Annotated in this window: 19 protein-coding genes and 1 tRNA gene; 13 read left to right on the forward strand and 7 right to left on the reverse strand. The window is 71.8% G+C overall.

What is annotated here, in order from left to right:
* Positions 1 to 93 precede the first annotated feature (93 nt).
* Complete coding sequence (ppgK, locus tag ABD126_RS24735) at positions 94 to 855, reverse strand: polyphosphate--glucose phosphotransferase (protein ID WP_343936282.1); 762 nt, start codon at positions 853 to 855, stop codon at positions 94 to 96.
* A 96-nt stretch (positions 856 to 951) separates the two neighbouring features.
* Here ppgK and ABD126_RS24740 point away from each other — a divergent pair, with 96 nt between their 5' ends.
* Positions 952 to 1,749 carry an inositol monophosphatase family protein gene (locus tag ABD126_RS24740; RefSeq protein ID WP_343936283.1) on the forward strand — a complete coding sequence of 266 codons (798 nt, stop codon included), beginning with the start codon at positions 952 to 954 and terminating at the stop codon, positions 1,747 to 1,749.
* 194 nt (positions 1,750 to 1,943) lie between these two features.
* Here the strand turns inward: ABD126_RS24740 and cei are convergent, their stop codons facing one another.
* Positions 1,944 to 2,678: an envelope integrity protein Cei gene (cei, locus tag ABD126_RS24745; RefSeq protein ID WP_343936284.1), complete on the reverse strand. Its 735-nt coding sequence runs from the start codon at positions 2,676 to 2,678 to the stop codon at positions 1,944 to 1,946.
* Between the two features lie 431 nt (positions 2,679 to 3,109).
* Here cei and ABD126_RS24750 point away from each other — a divergent pair, with 431 nt between their 5' ends.
* Positions 3,110 to 3,409 carry a DUF4193 domain-containing protein gene (locus ABD126_RS24750; RefSeq protein WP_343936285.1) on the forward strand — a complete coding sequence of 100 codons (300 nt, stop codon included), beginning with the start codon at positions 3,110 to 3,112 and terminating at the stop codon, positions 3,407 to 3,409.
* A gap of 160 nt (positions 3,410 to 3,569) precedes the next feature.
* On the opposite strand, the gene ABD126_RS24755 is transcribed toward ABD126_RS24750, so the two are convergent.
* Complete coding sequence (locus ABD126_RS24755; protein ID WP_343936286.1) at positions 3,570 to 4,043, reverse strand: DUF3093 domain-containing protein; 474 nt, start codon at positions 4,041 to 4,043, stop codon at positions 3,570 to 3,572.
* Positions 4,044 to 4,067: 24 nt separating this feature from the next.
* Here ABD126_RS24755 and dut point away from each other — a divergent pair, with 24 nt between their 5' ends.
* Positions 4,068 to 4,535, forward strand: coding sequence for a dUTP diphosphatase (gene dut, locus ABD126_RS24760; protein ID WP_343936287.1), 468 nt, complete (start codon positions 4,068 to 4,070; stop codon positions 4,533 to 4,535).
* A 7-nt stretch (positions 4,536 to 4,542) separates the two neighbouring features.
* Positions 4,543 to 5,163, forward strand: coding sequence for a DUF3710 domain-containing protein (locus ABD126_RS24765; RefSeq protein WP_343936288.1), 621 nt, complete (start codon positions 4,543 to 4,545; stop codon positions 5,161 to 5,163).
* Here ABD126_RS24765 and ABD126_RS24770 read toward each other — a convergent pair.
* Positions 5,160 to 5,825 (reverse strand): alpha/beta fold hydrolase, encoded by a 666-nt coding sequence (locus ABD126_RS24770; RefSeq protein ID WP_343936289.1) that lies wholly within the window; start codon positions 5,823 to 5,825, stop codon positions 5,160 to 5,162. The genes ABD126_RS24765 and ABD126_RS24770 overlap by 4 nt on opposite strands.
* Positions 5,826 to 5,935: 110 nt before the next feature.
* Here ABD126_RS24770 and ABD126_RS24775 point away from each other — a divergent pair, with 110 nt between their 5' ends.
* Positions 5,936 to 6,313: an OB-fold nucleic acid binding domain-containing protein gene (locus ABD126_RS24775; protein WP_337728907.1), complete on the forward strand. Its 378-nt coding sequence runs from the start codon at positions 5,936 to 5,938 to the stop codon at positions 6,311 to 6,313.
* Positions 6,310 to 6,987, forward strand: coding sequence for a DUF3159 domain-containing protein (locus ABD126_RS24780; RefSeq protein ID WP_343936290.1), 678 nt, complete (start codon positions 6,310 to 6,312; stop codon positions 6,985 to 6,987). Before ABD126_RS24775 ends, ABD126_RS24780 begins: the two co-directional genes overlap by 4 nt.
* Here ABD126_RS24780 and ABD126_RS24785 read toward each other — a convergent pair whose 3' ends face one another.
* The 3 genes from ABD126_RS24785 to ABD126_RS24795 all read right to left on the reverse strand — a co-directional run bounded on the left by ABD126_RS24785 (position 6,988) and on the right by ABD126_RS24795 (position 9,701).
* Complete coding sequence (locus tag ABD126_RS24785; RefSeq protein ID WP_343936292.1) at positions 6,988 to 7,626, reverse strand: LysE family translocator; 639 nt, start codon at positions 7,624 to 7,626, stop codon at positions 6,988 to 6,990. It lies immediately after the preceding gene.
* A gap of 754 nt (positions 7,627 to 8,380) precedes the next feature.
* Entirely contained in the window at positions 8,381 to 9,037 is a 657-nt protein-coding gene (locus ABD126_RS24790; protein ID WP_343936293.1) for a potassium channel family protein, read from the reverse strand.
* 1 nt (position 9,038) lies between these two features.
* Positions 9,039 to 9,701: a potassium channel family protein gene (locus ABD126_RS24795; RefSeq protein ID WP_343936294.1), complete on the reverse strand. Its 663-nt coding sequence runs from the start codon at positions 9,699 to 9,701 to the stop codon at positions 9,039 to 9,041.
* Positions 9,702 to 9,784: 83 nt separating this feature from the next.
* Between ABD126_RS24795 and ABD126_RS24800 the strand changes: the two genes are divergently transcribed.
* The 7 genes from ABD126_RS24800 (at position 9,785) to ABD126_RS24830 (ending at position 17,855) form a co-directional block, all read left to right on the forward strand.
* The gene (locus tag ABD126_RS24800; RefSeq protein WP_343936295.1) at positions 9,785 to 11,785 is read left to right on the forward strand and encodes an APC family permease; all 2,001 of its coding nucleotides are present in this window, start codon (positions 9,785 to 9,787) and stop codon (positions 11,783 to 11,785) included.
* Positions 11,782 to 13,011 carry a class I SAM-dependent RNA methyltransferase gene (locus ABD126_RS24805; RefSeq protein ID WP_343936296.1) on the forward strand — a complete coding sequence of 410 codons (1,230 nt, stop codon included), beginning with the start codon at positions 11,782 to 11,784 and terminating at the stop codon, positions 13,009 to 13,011. Before ABD126_RS24800 ends, ABD126_RS24805 begins: the two co-directional genes overlap by 4 nt.
* 71 nt (positions 13,012 to 13,082) lie before the next feature.
* Positions 13,083 to 14,987: a 1-deoxy-D-xylulose-5-phosphate synthase gene (gene dxs / locus ABD126_RS24810; RefSeq protein WP_343936297.1), complete on the forward strand. Its 1,905-nt coding sequence runs from the start codon at positions 13,083 to 13,085 to the stop codon at positions 14,985 to 14,987.
* A gap of 191 nt (positions 14,988 to 15,178) precedes the next feature.
* Positions 15,179 to 15,237: transfer RNA gene (locus ABD126_RS24815), tRNA-Ser, on the forward strand.
* Between the two features lie 111 nt (positions 15,238 to 15,348).
* Positions 15,349 to 15,984 (forward strand): slipin family protein, encoded by a 636-nt coding sequence (locus ABD126_RS24820; RefSeq protein ID WP_343936298.1) that lies wholly within the window; start codon positions 15,349 to 15,351, stop codon positions 15,982 to 15,984.
* Positions 15,985 to 16,044: 60 nt separating this feature from the next.
* Entirely contained in the window at positions 16,045 to 16,719 is a 675-nt protein-coding gene (locus tag ABD126_RS24825; protein ID WP_343936299.1) for a response regulator transcription factor, read from the forward strand.
* Positions 16,716 to 17,855: a sensor histidine kinase gene (locus ABD126_RS24830; protein WP_343936300.1), complete on the forward strand. Its 1,140-nt coding sequence runs from the start codon at positions 16,716 to 16,718 to the stop codon at positions 17,853 to 17,855. Before ABD126_RS24825 ends, ABD126_RS24830 begins: the two co-directional genes overlap by 4 nt.
* Positions 17,856 to 18,170 lie beyond the last annotated feature (315 nt).

An 18,170-nucleotide genomic window follows, 5' to 3' on the forward strand; every position in this document is an offset into this window, starting at 1 on the left:
CATTGTAACGACGAGAATCGCGCGCAGATGCGCATCACCCGCATCAGATGCGCATCGACCCGCGTTTCCGCAGCTAGAACGAACGCGAATGGTTCAGTGTCGGAGACCGTGCGTGGCGGCCACGGCCGCGCCGACGATGCCCGCGTCGTTCTTCAGCGCCGCCGCGACGACCTCGGTGCGGACCTCCAGCAGCGGCAGCCACTTCTCCGCCTTCTTGCTGACCCCGCCGCCCGCGATCACCAGGTCGGGCCAGATGAGGTCCTCCAGCACGTTGAGGTACCGCGACACCCGCGGCGCCCACTCCGCCCAGCTCAGCCCCTTGTCCTCCTTCACCGAGGCGGCGGCGCGCTTCTCCGCGTCGTGCCCGTCGACCTCCAGGTGGCCGAACTCGGTGTTGGGGATCAGCTCGCCGTCGACGAACAGGGCGCTGCCGATGCCCGTGCCGAACGTCAGCAGGACGACCAGGCCGTCCTTGCCCCGCCCGGACCCGAAGCGCATCTCGGCGATGCCGGCGGCGTCGGCGTCGTTGAGCACGACGACGTCCTCCTTCGGCTTCCCGAGGCGCCGGGCGAACAGCTCGGCCGCGTCGGTGCCGATCCACGCCTTGTCGACGTTCGCGGCGGTGTGCGCGACACCCCGCTTGACCACGCAGGGGAGGGTCACGCCGAGAGGACCGGTCCACTCGAACTTCTCGACGATCTCGGCGACCACGTCCGCGACCGCGTCGGGCGTCGACGGCTGCGGCGTCACGATGCGCAGGCGCTCACCGTCCAGCGCGCCGGCCTCCAGGTCCACCAGGCCGCCCTTGATGCCCGAACCGCCGATGTCCACGCCGAACCCGCGGGTCATGCCCATCCCCGTGGCCCTTCCTACTCGATTCAGTAACCGTGGCCGCAGACCTTAGCCTGGACTCCCCCGATAGTCCCGTGAGAGTGACGCAGGAGGAACACCTTGCCGTTGGATCCAGGCGCATTGGTCGACGTCGCGGTGCTGGTCGGGCGCGAGGCGAGCGACCTCGTGCAGTCGATGCGGGCCGCCGCCGTGTCCGATTTCGACACCAAGAGCACCATCACCGACGTGGTCACGGCCGCCGACCGGGCCTCCGAGCAGCTCGTGCGGCGGCGGCTGGCGGAGCTGCGGCCCGGCGAGCCGGTGGTGGGCGAGGAGGAGGGCGGCGACGAGGTCGACGGGCTGACCTGGGTCGTGGACCCGATCGACGGCACGGTGAACTACCTGTACGGCATCCCCCACTACTCGGTGTCCATCGCGGCCCAGGTGGACGGGGTGTCCGTGGCGGCGGCCGTGGTGGAGCCTGCCAGCGGGCGGGTGTGGACGGCGTGGCAGGGCGGCGGGGCGTGGCTGGACGGGCGGCGGCTGGCCGTGTCCGACCAGACGCGGCTGGACCTGACGCTGCTCGGGTACGGGTTCGCCTACCGGGCGGACCGGCGCAAGCGGCAGGCGGAGACGTGGGCGTCGATGGCGACGGTCGTGCGGGACATCCGGCGGGCCGGGGCGGCGTCGCTGGACCTGTGCGCGGTGGCGGCGGGTCGGTTGGACGCCTACGCCGAGCACACCCTGGGCCGGTGGGACTGGGCCGGTGGCGCGCTGGTGGCCCGGGAGGCGGGTGCGGTCGTGTACCTACCGGGTGAAACTCCGGAGTTGGGCGCGGACGCCACGTTCGCCGCCGCGCCGGGCATCGCCGACGCGCTCTTCGCGGCGCTGGTCGAGCACGGCTTCAGCAAGGTCTGACCGGCGAGGACCGGTCAACGATCCCCGCGGAGGTCGTTGCACACCCGACGGACCTGCCGAAATCGCCCGCGCGGGGGAGGAACGGCCCCGCGCGGGTGAGGCGGTCACCCCCGGCTCGGCCGTGCCGGCGCGCAGCCGAGCACCCGAAGCGTCGAGAACCGCCCGCGCCACTTGGCCGAGCCCCGCGGCCGGGCTCAGCAGTGGACGTCGCGTGCGCCCTTGAGGTGGTCCGGGTTGACCGACGGCGGCGGGATCTCGGCCACCTGCCCGCCCTGCCGGTCCGGGTACTGCTCGGCCCACGTCGTCAGCTGGTCGAGCACCCGGCGCGCGTCCTGGTTGGGCTTGACCTCGCCGAACTTCTTGCCGATCGCCACGTCCACCGTCGCGTCCTGGCGCTCGTCGCGCACCAGCTCCAGGCACGGCGCGATCAGGCTCAGCGTCCGCGCCGCCCCCGCGCCCGGCGCGCCGAAGCGGATCTGGCCGCGGCACGTCATGTCCTGCGCCGGGTACACCGGGTCGTTGCCGGGTTCGGCGGCCTGTTGCAGGCCCAGCTCGGTCAGCGTGGTGGCCACGAACCGCGCCTGGTTGCGCTGGGTGCTCGCGTTGACCACGCGGAACTTCACGTCGCTGACCGGCACCGGGTCGGTGCGGTCCAGGGCGTCGTGGGACAGGACCGTGCCCAGCGCGGGCGCGGGCTGCGGCGGCTCGGGCGCGGGCGCCCCGCCGGGGACCGGAGCGGCCACCGACGACGAGGGCGCGCTGCCCGGCGAGTTGCACTTGATGGCCGCGTCCACGTCGCCCGCGTCGGCCAGCACGCGGTTCCACACCACCACGGCGGTGACCGCCAGCACCAGGAACAGCACGATGGCGGGCCACGGCCGCCGCCTCCGGTACCGCGACGACCCGCTGCTCCCCGACCCGGGTCCCACGTCCGCCGACCTCCCCTGGCGTAGAGCTGTTGGTGATCAGGCTATTCCGCCCCGCCGCGATCCGCGTCCCGGGCTCCCGCGTAGCGCCCCGCAATCACCCGGTAGCGGACGGTCAGCGGTGCTCGGAGGCATCGCAACACGGCCGGCACGGGTGGGCAAGACCCGCTGCCAGCCTATCCGGCCTGGCAGCCGAGGGCCTCTCACCCGTCTGCTCAATTAGGGGGAACCCGCTGCACGCCCACCCGATCAATGAGCTACCCTCTCGGCGCTCCGCGCGCTCCCGGACAGCCTGATGCGTCGACGTACAGGGGGTTGGCGCCCGGCCGCGCGGGCGAGACCTCCGTCACTGGGGACGGAGGGCACAAACAGGGGCGCTGGTGCGTTAACCAGCGACACGAACAGTCTCCGTAGACCGCAGGGGTGAAAAGACAATGGCGACCGACTACGACGCACCGCGTCGCAGCGAGGCTGACGAACTCGCTGAGGACTCCCTGGAGGAGTTGAAGGCGCGGCGCAACGAGACGCAGTCCGGGGTCGTCGACATCGACGAGGACGCGTCCGCCGAGAACTTCGAGCTGCCGGGCGCCGACCTGTCCGGTGAGGAGCTGACCTTCAAGGTGCTGCCCAAGCAGGCCGACGAGTTCACCTGCTCGAAGTGCTTCCTGGTGCACCACCGCAGCCGCCTCGCCGAGGAAGTCGGCGGACAGTACATCTGCCGCGACTGCGCCTGAGCCCGGGAACCCTGCCGCGACTGGCGTGACCAGCGCGGACAGCCGACCGGTTCGAGCACCACGACCCGTTCCTGGGCGCTCACCCCAACCGCCGGGGTGGCGCCCAGACGCGTTCCCGGAGATGGACGCGAGCGGAACTCGCGTCTCATCGGGCACTCTTTCAGGCGGACTTCGCCGCGTCCAGCGCGGCCACCAGCTTCTCCGGCGACTTGACGCTGAACAGCCAGTACGGCGTCGGGTCGGCCGGGTCCTCCAGGACCACCTTCACCACCGGACCCACCCACCCGCGGTGCGCGACGAACGCCGCCGGGTCCAGGTGCGGCCCCATCGCCTTGCGCTTGGTCTTCGCGTCGAACACCTCGACCGCGCCGAGCAGCGCCACCGGCACGTGCGCCTCGCCGACCCGCAACTCGCCGCCGGACACCTCGACCTTGAGCGAGCCCATCCGCCACAGCAGCAGCAACGCCAGCGGCACGGTCACCACGTACGGCAGCCACGACCGCACGCCGGGGAAGCCCATGTGGATCTCGGCGGCCAACAGCACCGCCGCGGCCAGCGGCAGCGGCCAACCCCACCAGGGCACGGTCAACCGCTCCCGGAAGGTGATCGGGACGGTCACAGCACTCTCGCTCACACCACCAGGGTAGTCTCGCGCGCCGTGCCCAGCGTCGAGGTCCTGCTGTCCCGGCTCGATCCCTCCGTGCCGCTCCCGTCGTACGCCAGACCAGGCGACGCGGGCGCCGACCTCGTGACGACCACCGACGTGGTGATCGAACCGGGGGAGCGGGCCGTGGTCGGCACCGGCGTCGCGATCGCGCTGCCCGAGGGGTACGCGGGGTTCGTGCACCCGCGCAGCGGACTGGCCGCCCGGGTCGGGCTCAGCGTGGTCAACACACCGGGCACGATCGACGCGGGCTACCGGGGCGAGATCAAGGTCTGCCTGGTCAACCACGACCTGCGCGAGCCGGTGGTGCTCACGCGCGGCGACCGGATCGCCCAGCTGGTGGTGCAGAAGGTGGAGCACGCCGTGTTCCGCGAGGTCGAACAGCTGCCCGACTCGGCGCGGGGCGCGGGCGGCTACGGCTCTACAGGCGGGCACGAGGTGCTCGCCCGGACGGAGGGGTGAGGGCGAGATGTTCGGAAAGCGCCGCAAGCGCGGTAGGCACTCCGCGAACCGGGGGACGGCGCCCGAGGTGGAGGTCGACCTCGACATCCCGGAGGTCGGCCCGTACGACTCCGAGCACGCCCCCGACGACGGCCTGAACCGGCTGGACCTCGGCTCGGTCCTGTTGCCCGTCCCGGAGGGCGCGCAGCTCCAGGTGGAGATGGACCAGGCGGGCGCGGTGCGCGCGGTGCACCTGCTGACCCCGGTCGGCCAGCTCACCATCAGCGCGTTCGCCGCGCCGAAGACGGACCGGCTGTGGCCGGAGGTCGGCGCGGAGCTGATCGCCCAGCTCAAGGGCGACGGGTTCCGCATCAACCGCGAGAACGGCCAGTGGGGCGAGGAGATCACCGCCCGCAACAACGAGGTGTACCTGCGCTTCGTCGGCGTCGACGGTCCGCGCTGGATGCTGCGCGGCGTGGCGGCGGCCCCGTCCGAGCAGCAGGCCGAGCAGGCCGGGTACGCGCTGTACGAGCTGGTCAAGCACACCGTGGTGGTGCGCGGCGAGCAGCCGATGCCGGTGCGCACCCCGCTGCCGATCGAGCTGCCGGAGGCCATCGCCCGGCACATCGCGGCGCAGCAGCAGGGCTAGGCGTTCCGCAGGGCGTCGAGGGCGGCGCGGCCCAGGGCTTCCCGGTCCGCGCCGACCTCGGCCAGCGTGGTCGTCCGCAGGGCGGCCCGCGGCAACGCCGATACCCACTTCCGGGCTACCTCGAACGGGTGGACCGGGTCGTCGGTGCACGCGGCCACCCCGACCGGCACGGCCAGCCCCCGCAACTCCGCCACGGTGGGCGCCTCGGACACCGCCGCTTCCCGCAGCACCGCGGGCAACGCCGCCCCGTACCGCGGCCACGCCCGCCGCAACTCGTCGCCGACCCACCCGTCCACCCCGGCGACCGCCGCGTGCACGCCTTCCGCCGCCACCACCGCCGCGCTGGCCGAAGCCGCCAACGCCGCCGGCGCGCCGTCCGGCCGCCCGGTCCACGCGGGCAGCGCCGCCAGCACCCCCGCACACCGCGACGGGTTGCGCACCGCCCACACCGCCGCGATGTGCGCACCCAGTGACACACCCCCGACGACCAGCGGTTCCCCGTCGTACGCGGCGTCCAGCGCGGCGAAGTGCTCCTGCACCGACCGCGACTGGGGCGCGACGAGCGCGAGGCCCGCGGCGGCCAGCGGCCGGGCGAACACGGAGCGCACGAACACCTCGTCGGAGGCCGTGCCGGGCAGGAGGACGGCGGTGGTGGAAGTCATGGCGCGAACATCCTCCCCCAGTCGGATACCCGGTCGGGTGGACCCGGTTACCCTGGCCTCGTACGGGCCTCATAGTCGAGGTCCACCGGAGGAGCACCCAGGAGTCGGGGATGACTGGAACTGGGGGCGGCTACTGGCGCCGCCTCGTGCGTCGGCTGACCACCGACGTGAGCGAGCTGGACGCCGACGACCTCTCGCGAAAAGCCGTGGAGATCGGCGCCGTCCGGGCGTGCGACTGCAAGTCCGGCCAGGAGGTGACCGTGCTCGGCCGGCTGCGCACCGTCGAGCTGTGCCCCCGGGACGCCGCCGCGACGCTGGAGGCCGAGCTGTACGACGGCACCGAGGGCGTGACCCTCGTCTGGCTGGGCCGGCGGCGGATCGCCGGCATCGAGCCGGGCCGGACCATCAAGGCCCGCGGGCGCATCGCCGTCCGTGACGGGCGCAAGGTGCTCTACAACCCCTACTACGAGTTGCAGACCGCTTCATGACCTCAACCGAATCAGAGAAGCAGCCGACCCTCCTGGAGCAGATGGGCGGGGTCAGCGGCTTGCTGTTCTCGTCGTTGCCGGTGGTGGTCTTCGTCCTGGTGAACGCGTTCGCGGGGCTCATGCCCGCGATCTGGAGCGCGCTGGGGTCGGCCGTGGTCATCGGCATCGTGCTCGCCATGCGCAAGGGCAGCGTCCAGCCGGCCGTGTCCGCGGTGTTCGGCGTCGGCATCGCCGCCTTCATCGCCTACCGGACCGGTGACGCCAAGGGCTTCTTCCTGTTCGGCATCTGGCAGAGCCTGGTCTACGCGGGCGTCTTCGTGGCCTCGATCGTGGTCCGCTGGCCCCTGGCCGGTGTCATCTGGAGCTTCCTCAACGGCCAGGGCACGGCGTGGCGCAAGGACAAGGCGTCGGTCCGCGACTACGACATCGCCACCCTCGTCTGGGCGCTGGTGTTCGGCTCGCGGTTCGTCGTCCAGCGCTGGCTCTACGACGAGGCCTCGGTGGGCTGGCTTGCCGCCGCGAAGCTGGCCATGGGCTACCCGCTGATGGCCGTGGCCCTGGTGGCGACCGTCTGGGCCGTCCGCCGCTCGGACAAGCGCCTCAAGGCCGCCCAGGCCGAGGAGGAAGAGGAGAACAGAGCCGCCGAGGAGCGACTCCGTTCCCAGTACGACTAGCTAGTCCTTGCGCCCGGTGACGGCCACGGTGACGCCGAGCCCGATCATGGCCAGCCCACCCGTGCCCCCGACCAGCGAAAGCCGCCTGGGCGACCGCGCGAACCACCCCCGCGCGGTCGCCGCGGCCAGTCCCCACACGCTGTCGGACACCACGGCGATCACGTTGAACACCAGCCCCAGAAGCAGCATCTGCACCACGACGTGCCCCTGAGCCCGGTCCACGAACTGCGGCAGCACGGCGGCGAAGAACACGATCGTCTTGGGATTGGCCACCCCGACCGCGAACCCTTCCCAGAGCGTCCGCCAAGCGCCCCTCACGACGCCACCCCCGTCGAACGAGGCGACCATCGCGCCACGCTCCCGGAACGCCTTGACCCCGAGGTAGACGAGGTAAGCGGCCCCGACAAGCTTGAGCCCGGCAAACACCACCACCGACCGCTCAACGACCGCGCCCACCCCCAGCGCCACCGCGACGACCAGCGCATACGCCCCGAGGGTGTTCCCGAAAACCGTCATGAGCGCAGCCCGCTTCCCCTGCGCCAACGCCCGTCCGACGACGAACAGCACACTGGGCCCGGGGATGATGATCAGCAGGAACGACATCGCCGCAAAGGCAAGCAACCGGTCAGTGGACACCATGCCGGCATGCTAAGCCGCCACCAGCACACCCACACCCATGTTTCCACCCACAGGACCCCCAGCGCCGCCTGCGGCGAAGCCGCCAAGCGGGCAGTCCACCGGAGGGGACACAACCCAAGCCGGGCTTCTTGCTTGTGTCATCTCCGTATGGCCCGCCCGAAGGGCTACCACATTTTCCCGGGGTTGGGCCAAAAAGTTTTGCGAGGAACGAGCAAAAGTTTTTCGACCAACCGCGGGAAAATGTGGTCGGCTTTGCCGGGTCATGCGGAGATGGCACAAGCAAGAAGCCCCCGCTTTGGCAGTTGTGTCCATCTTCGGTGGCTCGCCCGCCGGCGAGGCTCTTTTACTCTTTGAACTTGACGCTTCGCTGCTCGAATCCACGCTTCGCGGGTCTGAACAGGACGCGCTCCGCTCTCTTGACCTCGGACGCGCTCCGCGCTTGGGAGCGCTGCGCGCGTTGAAGGACGCGCTGGCGCGCTCTCAAGATCAGAAGCGGCTGGGGAGGCCTCCAGTGGGGGGAAGGGCGTCGTGTCCCCCACCGCATGACCTGGCGGAGCCGACCACACTTTTCGGGGGTCGGTCGAAAAACTCTTTGCTCGTGCCTCGCAAAAACTTTTTGGCCCGACCCCCGAAAAGTGTGGTAGCCCTTCGGGCAGGTCATACGGTGGGGGACACGAGGCCCCTCCCCTGGGCTAATTAGCCCAAAGGAAGCGCCTTCGGCGCTTGAAGGGCGCCGTAGGGCACCCGTGGTCGTCTAGTACCCGAGTGAGGAGCGGATCTCGCGTTCCACGTCGGCCGCCGCGACGAACAGCAGCTCGTCCCCACCCTCCAACGTGTCGTCCGGCGTCGGCACGATCACCCGCCCGCCCCGCAGGATCGTGACCAACGCCGCGTCCCGCGGCAGAGCCAGGGAGTTCACCGGCGACCCGGCCAACGGGGTGTCCTCCGGCAGGGTGATTTCCACCAGGTTCGCCTGGCCCTGCCGCAGGGTCAGCAGCCGCACCACGTCGCCGACCGTCACCGCCTCCTCGACCAGCGCCGACAGGATCCGCGGCGTCGAGACCGCCACGTCCACGCCCCACGACTCGGTGAACAGCCACTCGTTGCTCGGGTCGTTGACCCGCGCCACCACCCGGCGCACCGCGAACTCCGTCTTGGCCAGCAGCGACACCACCAGGTTGACCTTGTCGTCACCGGTCGCCGCGATGACCACGTCGCACAACTGCATCCCGGCGTCTTCCAGCGACGACAGCTCGCAGGCGTCCGCCTGCACCCACTCCGCCTGCTCCACGGTGTGCGGCTCGAAGTGGTTCCGGTCCCGTTCGATCAGCATCACCTGGTGGCCGTCGGCCACCAGCTCCGCCGCGATGGACCGGCCGACGGCACCCGCCCCAGCGATCGCGATCCGCACGTCAGGCCTCCTCAGGGGCGTGGGCCGCCGCGGCGGCCACATCGGTCACCGTGCCGGACAGCGCGGCCACGTAGACGACGTCGTCGGCCTGAAGCACCGTCTTGGACTCCGGCAGGACACCCGTCCCGAAGCGCATGATGAACGCCACCCGGCACCCGGTCGCCTCCTGGAACGAGCGCACCGAGTGGCCCACCCAGCCCTCGTCCAGCTCCAGCGGCAGCACGGCCACCGCGCCGGACGGGTCGCGCCACGCCGTCGCCGCGCCCTCGGGCAGCAGCATCCGCAGGAACCGGTCCGTCGTCCACGGCACCGTCGCCACGGTCGGGATGCCCAGGCGCTCGTACACCGCCGCGCGCTTCTCGTCGTAGATGCGGGCGACCACGGCGTCCACGCCGAACGTCTCCCGCGCCACCCGGGCCGAGATGATGTTCGAGTTGTCGCCGCTGGACACCGCCGCGAACGCGCCCGCCCGCTCGATGCCCGCCTCGATGAGCACCTTCTGGTCGAACCCGTTGCCGACGACCTGCTGGCCGTGGAAGTCCGCGCCCAGCCGCCGGAAGGACTGGGGGTCCTTGTCGATCACCGCGACCTGGTGGTCCAGGCGTTCCAGGGCCTTGGCCAGGGAGGATCCCACCCGGCCGCACCCCATGATCACCACGTGCACGAAAGCCTCCTGAACGACGCCTGGGAAGAACCTACCGACGATTACTCCGACCAGGGGAGGAGGACCCCTTACGCTGTGCACCCGTGTCCAAGCTCGCAACCGCGGCCAAGCGCCTCCTGGTCGGCAGGCCCTTCCGGAGCGACCGTCTCGCCCACACGCTCCTGCCGAAGCGGATCGCGCTGCCGGTGTTCGCCTCGGACGCCATGTCCTCCGTGGCCTACGCGCCCGAGGAGATCTTCCTCGTCCTGTCGGTCGCGGGGCTGAGCGCCTACACGTTCGCCCCGTGGGTCGGGATCGTCGTCGTCATCGTCATGCTGACGGTGGTCGCGAGCTACCGCCAGAACGTCCACGCCTACCCGTCCGGCGGCGGCGACTACGAGGTCGCCACGGTCAACCTCGGCCAGCGGGCCGGCCTCACCGTGGCCAGCGCCCTGCTGGTCGACTACATCCTCACCGTCGCGGTCTCGATCTCCTCCGCCGCGGCGAACATCGGCTCGGCCGTGCCGTTCGTCGCCACCCACAAGGTGGAGTTCGCCGTCGCCGCGATCGTCCTGCTCACCGCAGTCAACCTGCGCGGCATCCGCGAGTCGGGCGCGGCGTTCGCCATCCCGACCTACGCGTTCATGGTCGGCATCCTGGTGATGATCGGCTACGGCCTGGTCCGGGGCGTGGTCATGGGCGACGAGATGCGCGCCGAGAGCGCCGGGTTCGAGCTGCGCGCCGAGGACGACCACCTGCTCGGCCTGGCGTTCGTGTTCCTGGTCTTGCGCGCCTTCTCCTCCGGCTGCGCGGCGCTGACCGGCGTCGAGGCCATCTCCAACGGCGTCCCGGCGTTCCGCAAACCGAAATCGCGCAACGCGGCGACCACGCTGCTGATGATGGGCCTGATCGCCGTCACGATGCTGATGGGCCTGGTCGTCCTGGCCCAGCTGACCGGCGTGAAGATGGCCGAGGACCCCGGCCACCAGCTCGTGGGCGCGCCCGAGGGCTACGAGCAGAAGACGATGGTCGCCCAGATCGCCCACGCGGTCTTCGAGGGCTTCCCGGCCGGGTTCTTCTTCATCACCCTGGTCACCGCGCTGATCCTGGTCCTGGCCGCGAACACCGCGTTCAACGGCTTCCCGGTGCTCGGCTCGATCCTCGCCCAGGACCGCTACCTGCCCCGCCAGCTGCACACCCGCGGCGACCGGCTGGCGTTCAGCAACGGCATCGTCTTCCTCGCCGCCGCCGCGGTCATCCTGGTCATCGCGTTCGACGCCGAGGTCACCAAGCTCATCCAGCTCTACATCGTGGGCGTGTTCGTGTCGTTCACGATGAGCCAGACCGGCATGATCCGGCACTGGAACCGGCTCCTGTCGACCGAGACCGACCCGGTGGCCCGCAACCGCATGCGCCGCTCGCAGGCCATCAACGCGTTCGGCCTGTTCATGACCGGTTCGGTGCTCATCGTCGTGCTCATCACGAAGTTCACCAAGGGCGCCTGGATCGCCATCGCCGCGATGGCCGCCATCTACGCGCTGATGACCGCGATCCGCCGCCACTACGACCGGGTCGCCGAGGAGCTGCGCCAGCAGGAGCGGCAGAAGCTGCTCCCCGCCCGCAACCACGCGATGGTGCTGGTCAGCAAGCTGCACATGCCCACCCTGCGCGCCCTCGCCTACGCCAAGGCCACCCGCCCCGACGTGCTCGAAGCGGTCACCGTGAACGTGGACGACGCCGACACCCGCCGGCTGGTCGCGGACTGGGACAAGGAGAACTTCAAGGTCCCGCTCAAGGTCATCGAGTCGCCCTACCGGGAGATCACCAAGCCGGTGCTGGACTACGTCAAGCGCGTCCGCACCGACAACCCGCGCGACGTGGTGACCGTGTTCATCCCGGAGTACGTGGTCGGTCACTGGTGGGAGCAGTTCCTCCACAACCAGAGCGCGCTGCGGTTGAAGGGCAGACTGTTGTTCCAACCCGGGGTGATGGTGACGAGCGTGCCGTGGCAGCTCGCGTCGTCGTCCAAGGTGACCGACAAGGACGTGATCGCGCCCGGAGCCATCCGGCGCGGCTTGGACAAACGCGGCGGTAACGAGAAGTGACGGCCACCTGGAAGCAGCGGCTCATCGAGGTCGAGGTGGGCGCGGTCGCCCACGGCGGGCACTGCGTCGCCCGGCACGAGGGCCGCGTGGTGTTCGTGCGGCACGCCCTGCCGGGCGAGCGCGTGCGCGTGCGGATCACCGAGGACACCGGCGGGTCGTTCTGCCGGGGCGACGCCGTCGAAGTCCTCCAAGCTTCACCCGATCGTGTAGAACCGCCGTGTCCGTTCTCCGGACCCGGGCTCTGCGGCGGCTGCGACTGGCAGCACGCGTCGTGGGAGGCGCAGCGCGAGCTGAAGGCCGCCGTGGTCAGCGAGCAGCTGCACCGGCTGGCCAAGCTCGACTGGGAGGTCATCGTCGAGGACCTGCCCGGCGGCCCCACCGACTGGCGCACCCGGATGCGGATGGCGGTCGCCCCCGACGGCCGGCCCGGCTTCCGCGCCCACCGCAGCCACGACGTCGTCCCCGTGGACCACTGCGTCATCGCCGTCCCCGGCGCCCTGGACCCGGTCGTCGGCCGCACCTGGCCGCCGGGGTCCGAGCTGGTCGTGACCCGCGACGCGGGCGGGCAGGTGCACCTGACCGAGGTCGGCCCGCCGGTCGTGCGGCGCGGCCGGCCCGTCCCCGGCCCGGCCAAGCGCCGCGCGGGCAGCGGCACCGCCACCGAACTGGCCGCCCACCGCGCCTGGAACCTGCGCGCCGACGGCTTCTGGCAGGTCCACCCGGCCGCCGCCGACACCCTGGCCGCCGTGGTCCGCGACTGGGCCGACTGCCAGCCCGGCGACCGGGCCTGGGACCTCTACGGCGGGGTCGGGCTGTTCGCGTCCGTGCTGGCCGAGCAGGTCGGCGAGAGCGGCTCGGTGGCCGTGGTCGAGTCCTCGACCGGCGCGGTCGAGGACGGCCGGGTCAACCTGTCCGACCTGCCGCAGGTCGCCTGGTACCCGGGCCGCACCGAGCAGGTCCTGGAGACCCCCGACTTCACCGACCTGCCGCCCGACGTGGTCGTGCTCGACCCGCCGCGCAAGGGCGCCGGCCGCAGCGTGGTGACCGCGATCGCCCGCAGCCGGCCCGCCCGTGTGGTCTACGTCGCGTGCGACCCCGCGGCCCTCGCCCGCGACATCGCGTCCTTTTCACACCTGGGCTACGAGTTGACCCAGCTCAGGGCGTTCGACGCGTTCCCGATGACGCACCACGTCGAATGCGTGGCGCTGCTGGAGCCCGTTCGCTGAGCGGCGTCTCAGCCGGTGGTCCGTAGACTGACCGGACGATCGGGGAGAGAAACCACAGGCGAGGTGGAGCGGTGGGCTTGCTGGAATCCGTGCACGGACCGGCGGATCTGAAACGGCTGGAGCACGACGAGCTGGCGCGGCTCGCCGAGGAGATCCGGCGGTTCCTGGTCGAGAAGGTCTCCCGGACCGGCGGCCACCTGGGGCCCAACCTCGGCGTGGTCGAGCTGACCATGGCCGTGCACCGCGTGTTCGACTCGCCGCGCGACCCCGTGGTGTTCGACACCGGCCACCAGAGCTACGTGCACAAGATCCTCACCGGCCGCGCCGCCGGGTTCGACTCGCTGCGCCAGAAGGGCGGCCTGTCCGGCTACCCCTCGCGCGCCGAGAGCGAGCACGACGTGGAGGAGAACAGCCACGCCTCCACGGCCCTGTCCTACGCCGACGGCCTGGCCAAGGCGTTCCAGCTCACCGGGCGCGGCGGCCACGTCGTCGCGGTCGTCGGCGACGGCGCGCTGACCGGCGGTATGTGCTGGGAGGCGCTGAACAACATCGCCGCCGGCACCGACCGGCCCGTGGTGATCGTGGTCAACGACAACGGCCGGTCCTACTCGCCCACCATCGGCGGCCTGGCCGACCACCTGGCGTCGCTGCGCCTGCAGCCCGGCTACGAGCGGGCCCTGGAACGCGGCAAGAACGCCCTCCAGAGCGCCCCGATCGTCGGCAAGCCCCTCTACGCGGCCCTGCACGCGGCCAAGCGCGGCATCAAGGACGCGCTGAGCCCGCAGGCCATGTTCGAGGACTTGGGCATGAAGTACATCGGGCCGGTCGACGGGCACGACCTCCCGGCCCTGGAGTCCGCGCTGCGCCGCGCCAAGTCCTTCGGCGGCCCGGTCATCGTCCACACCGTGACCCGCAAGGGCATGGGCTTCGCCCCGGCGGAGAACCACGAGGCCGACCAGATGCACGCCACCGGCGTCATCGACCCCATCACCGGCGAGAACGTCGGCCCGTCCAAGCGCACGTGGACCCACGTGTTCGCCGACGAGCTGGCCGCCCTGGGCGGCGAGCGCTCCGACCTGGTCGCCATCACCGCCGCCATGCGCGGCCCGACGGGCCTGGACAAGTTCGCGGGCCTGTACCCCGACCGGTGCTTCGACGTCGGCATCGCCGAGCAGCACGCCATGACCTCGGCGGCGGGCCTGGCCATGGGCGGCCTGCACCCGGTGGTCGCGGTGTACGCCACGTTCCTCAACCGGGCGTTCGACCAGCTGCTGATGGACGTCGCCATGCACAAGCAGGGCGTCACCGTCGTGCTCGACCGCTCCGGCATCACCGGCCCCGACGGCGCGTCCCACCACGGCATGTGGGACCTGTCGATCTGCGGCCTGGTCCCCGGCATCCACGTGGCCGCCCCGCGCGACGCGGCGACGCTGCGCGAGGAGCTGCGGGAGGCGGTCGCGATCTCCGACGCGCCGTCGGTCGTGCGCTACCCGAAGGCCTCGGTGGGCGAGGACCTGCCGGCGCTGGAGCGCGTCGGCACGGTCGACGTGCTCAGCCGCTCCGGCGACGACGTGCTGCTGGTGACCGTGGGCGCGTTCGGCGGGCTGGGCGTGTCCGCCGCGCAGCGCCTGGCCGACCAGGGCATCGGCGTGACCGTGGTGGACCCGCGCTGGGTGTTCCCCGTGTCCCCGGACCTGGTGGCGCTGGCCGCCCGGCACCGGCTCGTGGTGACCGTCGAGGACGGCGGCCGGCACGGCGGCTTCGGCTGGGCGCTGGCCGCCGCGCTGCGCGACGCCGGCGTGGACACCCCGTTGCGCGACCTGGGCATCCCGCAGGAGTTCCACCAGCACGGCGAGCGCGCCGAGGTGCTGGCCGAGCTGGGCCTGACCGCGCAGGACGTGGCTCGTCGCATCACCGAGTGGGTCGTCCCTGTGTTGGATGGCGCGACTCCGTCGCGCGGCGCGGCCGCCCTGTAGTCGGCTCGTCGCGCCGCGTTTCCCACCGATCGGAAGAACTGATCGGCGGGAAACGCGGCGCGACAAGCCGACGACGGCCGCGCAGCCCGAGGAAATCGACGCGACGGTGGAGAAGTAGGCCGGTTACCCTTCCCCCGCCCGGCCAGTGGCCCGGACGGCACTGCCGCTCCGGGTTCCGCGATCGCAAACCGGGCGCACTGGTAGCCGCGCTGTAAACGCGAATCAGGGGTTCGACTCCCTTACCTCGCCGCGACCCCGGTCGAGCACCGGGTGCAGGGCTCTGCGGGCTTCGGGCCCCCGCCCGGCACCCCACGGCCGGGGTCGCGGTCCGCGTTCGCAAGCGTCTTGGGGAGGAGGGGACGTGAAGCACACGCTCATGCCGTGGGAACGCGGCGTGCACTTCAGCAAGGGCTCCGTGGTGGGCGAACTGGGACCCGGCGAGCACCGCACCCCCCGCCGCGACCTCGTGCAGCGCGTCGACGTCCGGCCCCGCTCCCACACCCCCGCCTGGCAGGACATCCCGACCGCAGACGGCGTCCTGGTCCGCGTGACCCTGGTGATCACGTGGTCGGTCACCGACGCCACGGCGTTCGTCGTGACCGCGCCCAACCCCGAGCACGAACTGCACCTGGTCTTCCAGCTCGCCCTGCGCTCCGCCGTGCTGGGCCGCGCCCACGACCAGGTGGACCCGGACCGCGACACCATCGCCGCGGAGGTCCTCGCCGCGGTCCAGGCCCGCGCGGCCCAGCTGGGTGTCGCGGTCGCGTCGGTCGCCGTGCGGGACGTCGTGATGCCGGCCGAACTGCGCAAGGCGGCGCTGGCCGAGATCGTGGCGCGCGCGGAGGCCAAGGCCGCCCTGGAACGCGCCCGCGGCGAGACGGCCGCGATGCGGTCGCTGCTCAACGCCGCCCGCCTCGCCGAGGACCACCCGGCCCTCCTGCGGCTGCGCGCGTTGCAGTCCGCCCAGACCGTCGTGGTGGAACAGCCGTCCTCCTGAGCAGGTTGGGGGGACGGCCGTCCTAAGCACGCTCTCAGGGATGTGTGGCACCTTTGTGAGGTGCGCATCCTGGTAGTCGAGGACGAGGTGCCGCTGGCCGACGCGATCGCGCGCGGCCTGCGGCGCGAAGGCATGGCCGTGGACGTCGCCTACGACGGCGAGACCGGCCACGAGAAGGTCACCGTCACCCGCTACGACGTCGTCGTGCTGGACCGCGACCTGCCCGGCATGTCCGGCGACGAGCTGTGCAAGGAGATCCTCGGCTCCGGCGCGCTGACCCGCGTCATGATGCTCACCGCCAGCGCCGGCATCGACGACCGCGTCGCCGGCCTGTCCCTCGGCGCGGACGACTACCTGGCCAAGCCCTTCGCGTTCCCCGAACTGGTCGCACGGGTGCGCGCCCTGGCCCGGCGCGCCACCCCCGCCACCCCGCCGCTGCTCACCGCCCGCGACGTCGAGCTGGACCCGGCCCGGCGCACCGTGCGGCGCGCCGGGCAGCCCGTCGAGCTGACCCGCAAGGAGTTCGGCGTGCTGGAGGTGTTGCTGGCCGCCAAGGGGTCCGTGGTCAGCAGCGAGGAACTGCTCGAACGCGTGTGGGACGAGAACGCCGACCCGTTCACCACGACCGTCCGGGTCACGGTCATGACGCTGCGCAAGAAGCTCGGCGAGCCGGGCATCATCGACACGGTCGTCGGCTCCGGGTACCGCGTGCCCACCGCCGGCCTGCCTGAGTGACGCCGGCGCTGCGCCGCCGCGGGCCGGGTCTGCGCGCCCGGCTCACCCTGCTCGCCACCGGGCTCGTCGCGTTCGTCAGCGGACTGCTCCTGCTCCTGGGCTGGATGCTGGTCGGCCGCGTGGTCGCGTCCTCGCCCCGGTTCCCGGAGGGCAGCACGGTCGTCGTGGACGGCGTCGAGGTGGACTCCGGGGTGCTCGCCGACGCGCTGGGCCAACAGGCGCGCGACGACGTGCTGCGGTCGGGGACGATCGCCTTCCTGTGCGTGGTGGCCGCCGCCGCGCTGCTCGCGTGGACCATCGCCGGCCGCGTCCTCCAGCCCGTGCACGACGTGACCGACGCGGCCCGGCGGCTGTCCGCCGAGTCGCTGGGGGAGCGGCTGCGCCTGGCCGGCCCGCGCGACGAGGTCGCCGAGCTGGCCGACACGTTCGACGAGATGCTCGACCGGTTGCAGGCCGCGTTCGACTCGCAGCGCCGGTTCGTCGCCAACGCGTCCCACGAGCTGCGCACGCCCCTGTCGGTGATCCGGACCGAGCTGGACGTGACCCTCTCCGACCCCGACGCGGACGAGGAGGAGTTGCGGCGCATGGCGTCCGTGGTGCGGTCGGCGACCGAGCGGGCCGAGCAACTGGTGAGCGCCCTGTTGCTGCTCGCGCGCACGGACGGGCTGGGGTTGGCCGTGCGGGAGCCGGTGGACCTGAACGCCGTGGTCGAGTCCGCGTGGAAGGCCGTGCGCGGCGAGGCCGGGGAACGCCAGGTGCGGGCGTCGTTCGTGACCGCGCCGGCGCCGGCCGTCGGCGACCCGGCCCTGCTGGAGCGGATCGCGGGCAACCTGCTGGAGAACGCCGTGCGGCACAACGTGCCCGGCGGGTGGATCGAGGTGCGCACCGAGGGTGGGCCGGAGTGGACGTCCCTGCGGGTGTCCTCCTCGGGCCCGGTCATCGCGCCGGACCGGGTGGACGAGCTGTTCGAGCCGTTCCGCCGGGGCGTCGCCGACCGGACCGCGCGCACCGGGACGGGACTGGGGCTGTCCATCGTGCGGGCCGCCGTCGCAGCTCACGAGGGTCGCGTGCAGGCGTCCGCCATCCCCGGCGGCGGGCTGTCGGTGGCGGTCTTCCTGCCGTGCGCGCCCCGCTGAAAACTCGTTCGCGTGGCCCCGGTCACACATGATCCGGTTTCGGGGTGGGTACACGGGGGTTGACCTGCGCAGACCGGCCCCCGGACCCCCGATTTGTCTCCGCGTTGGGCGGGGTGTAACTTTCTCTCTGCCAGCGCGGAACGGGCCGGAACGAAAGAGCCGGAACGGAGCGCGGCGAACATCAGCCCCAGATCAAGTCGCAAGAAGCGATGAGTGACGGTGAGCGCGTGTTCTTTGAGAACTCAACAGCGTGCCGAATAGCCAGTAAATTTATGAACCTCGTCAAGAGGTTTCCTTTGAGATTGACTGGACAAC

The sequence above is a fragment of the Saccharothrix mutabilis subsp. mutabilis genome (assembly GCF_039521145.1).
Lineage (GTDB): Bacteria > Actinomycetota > Actinomycetes > Mycobacteriales > Pseudonocardiaceae > Actinosynnema > Actinosynnema mutabilis.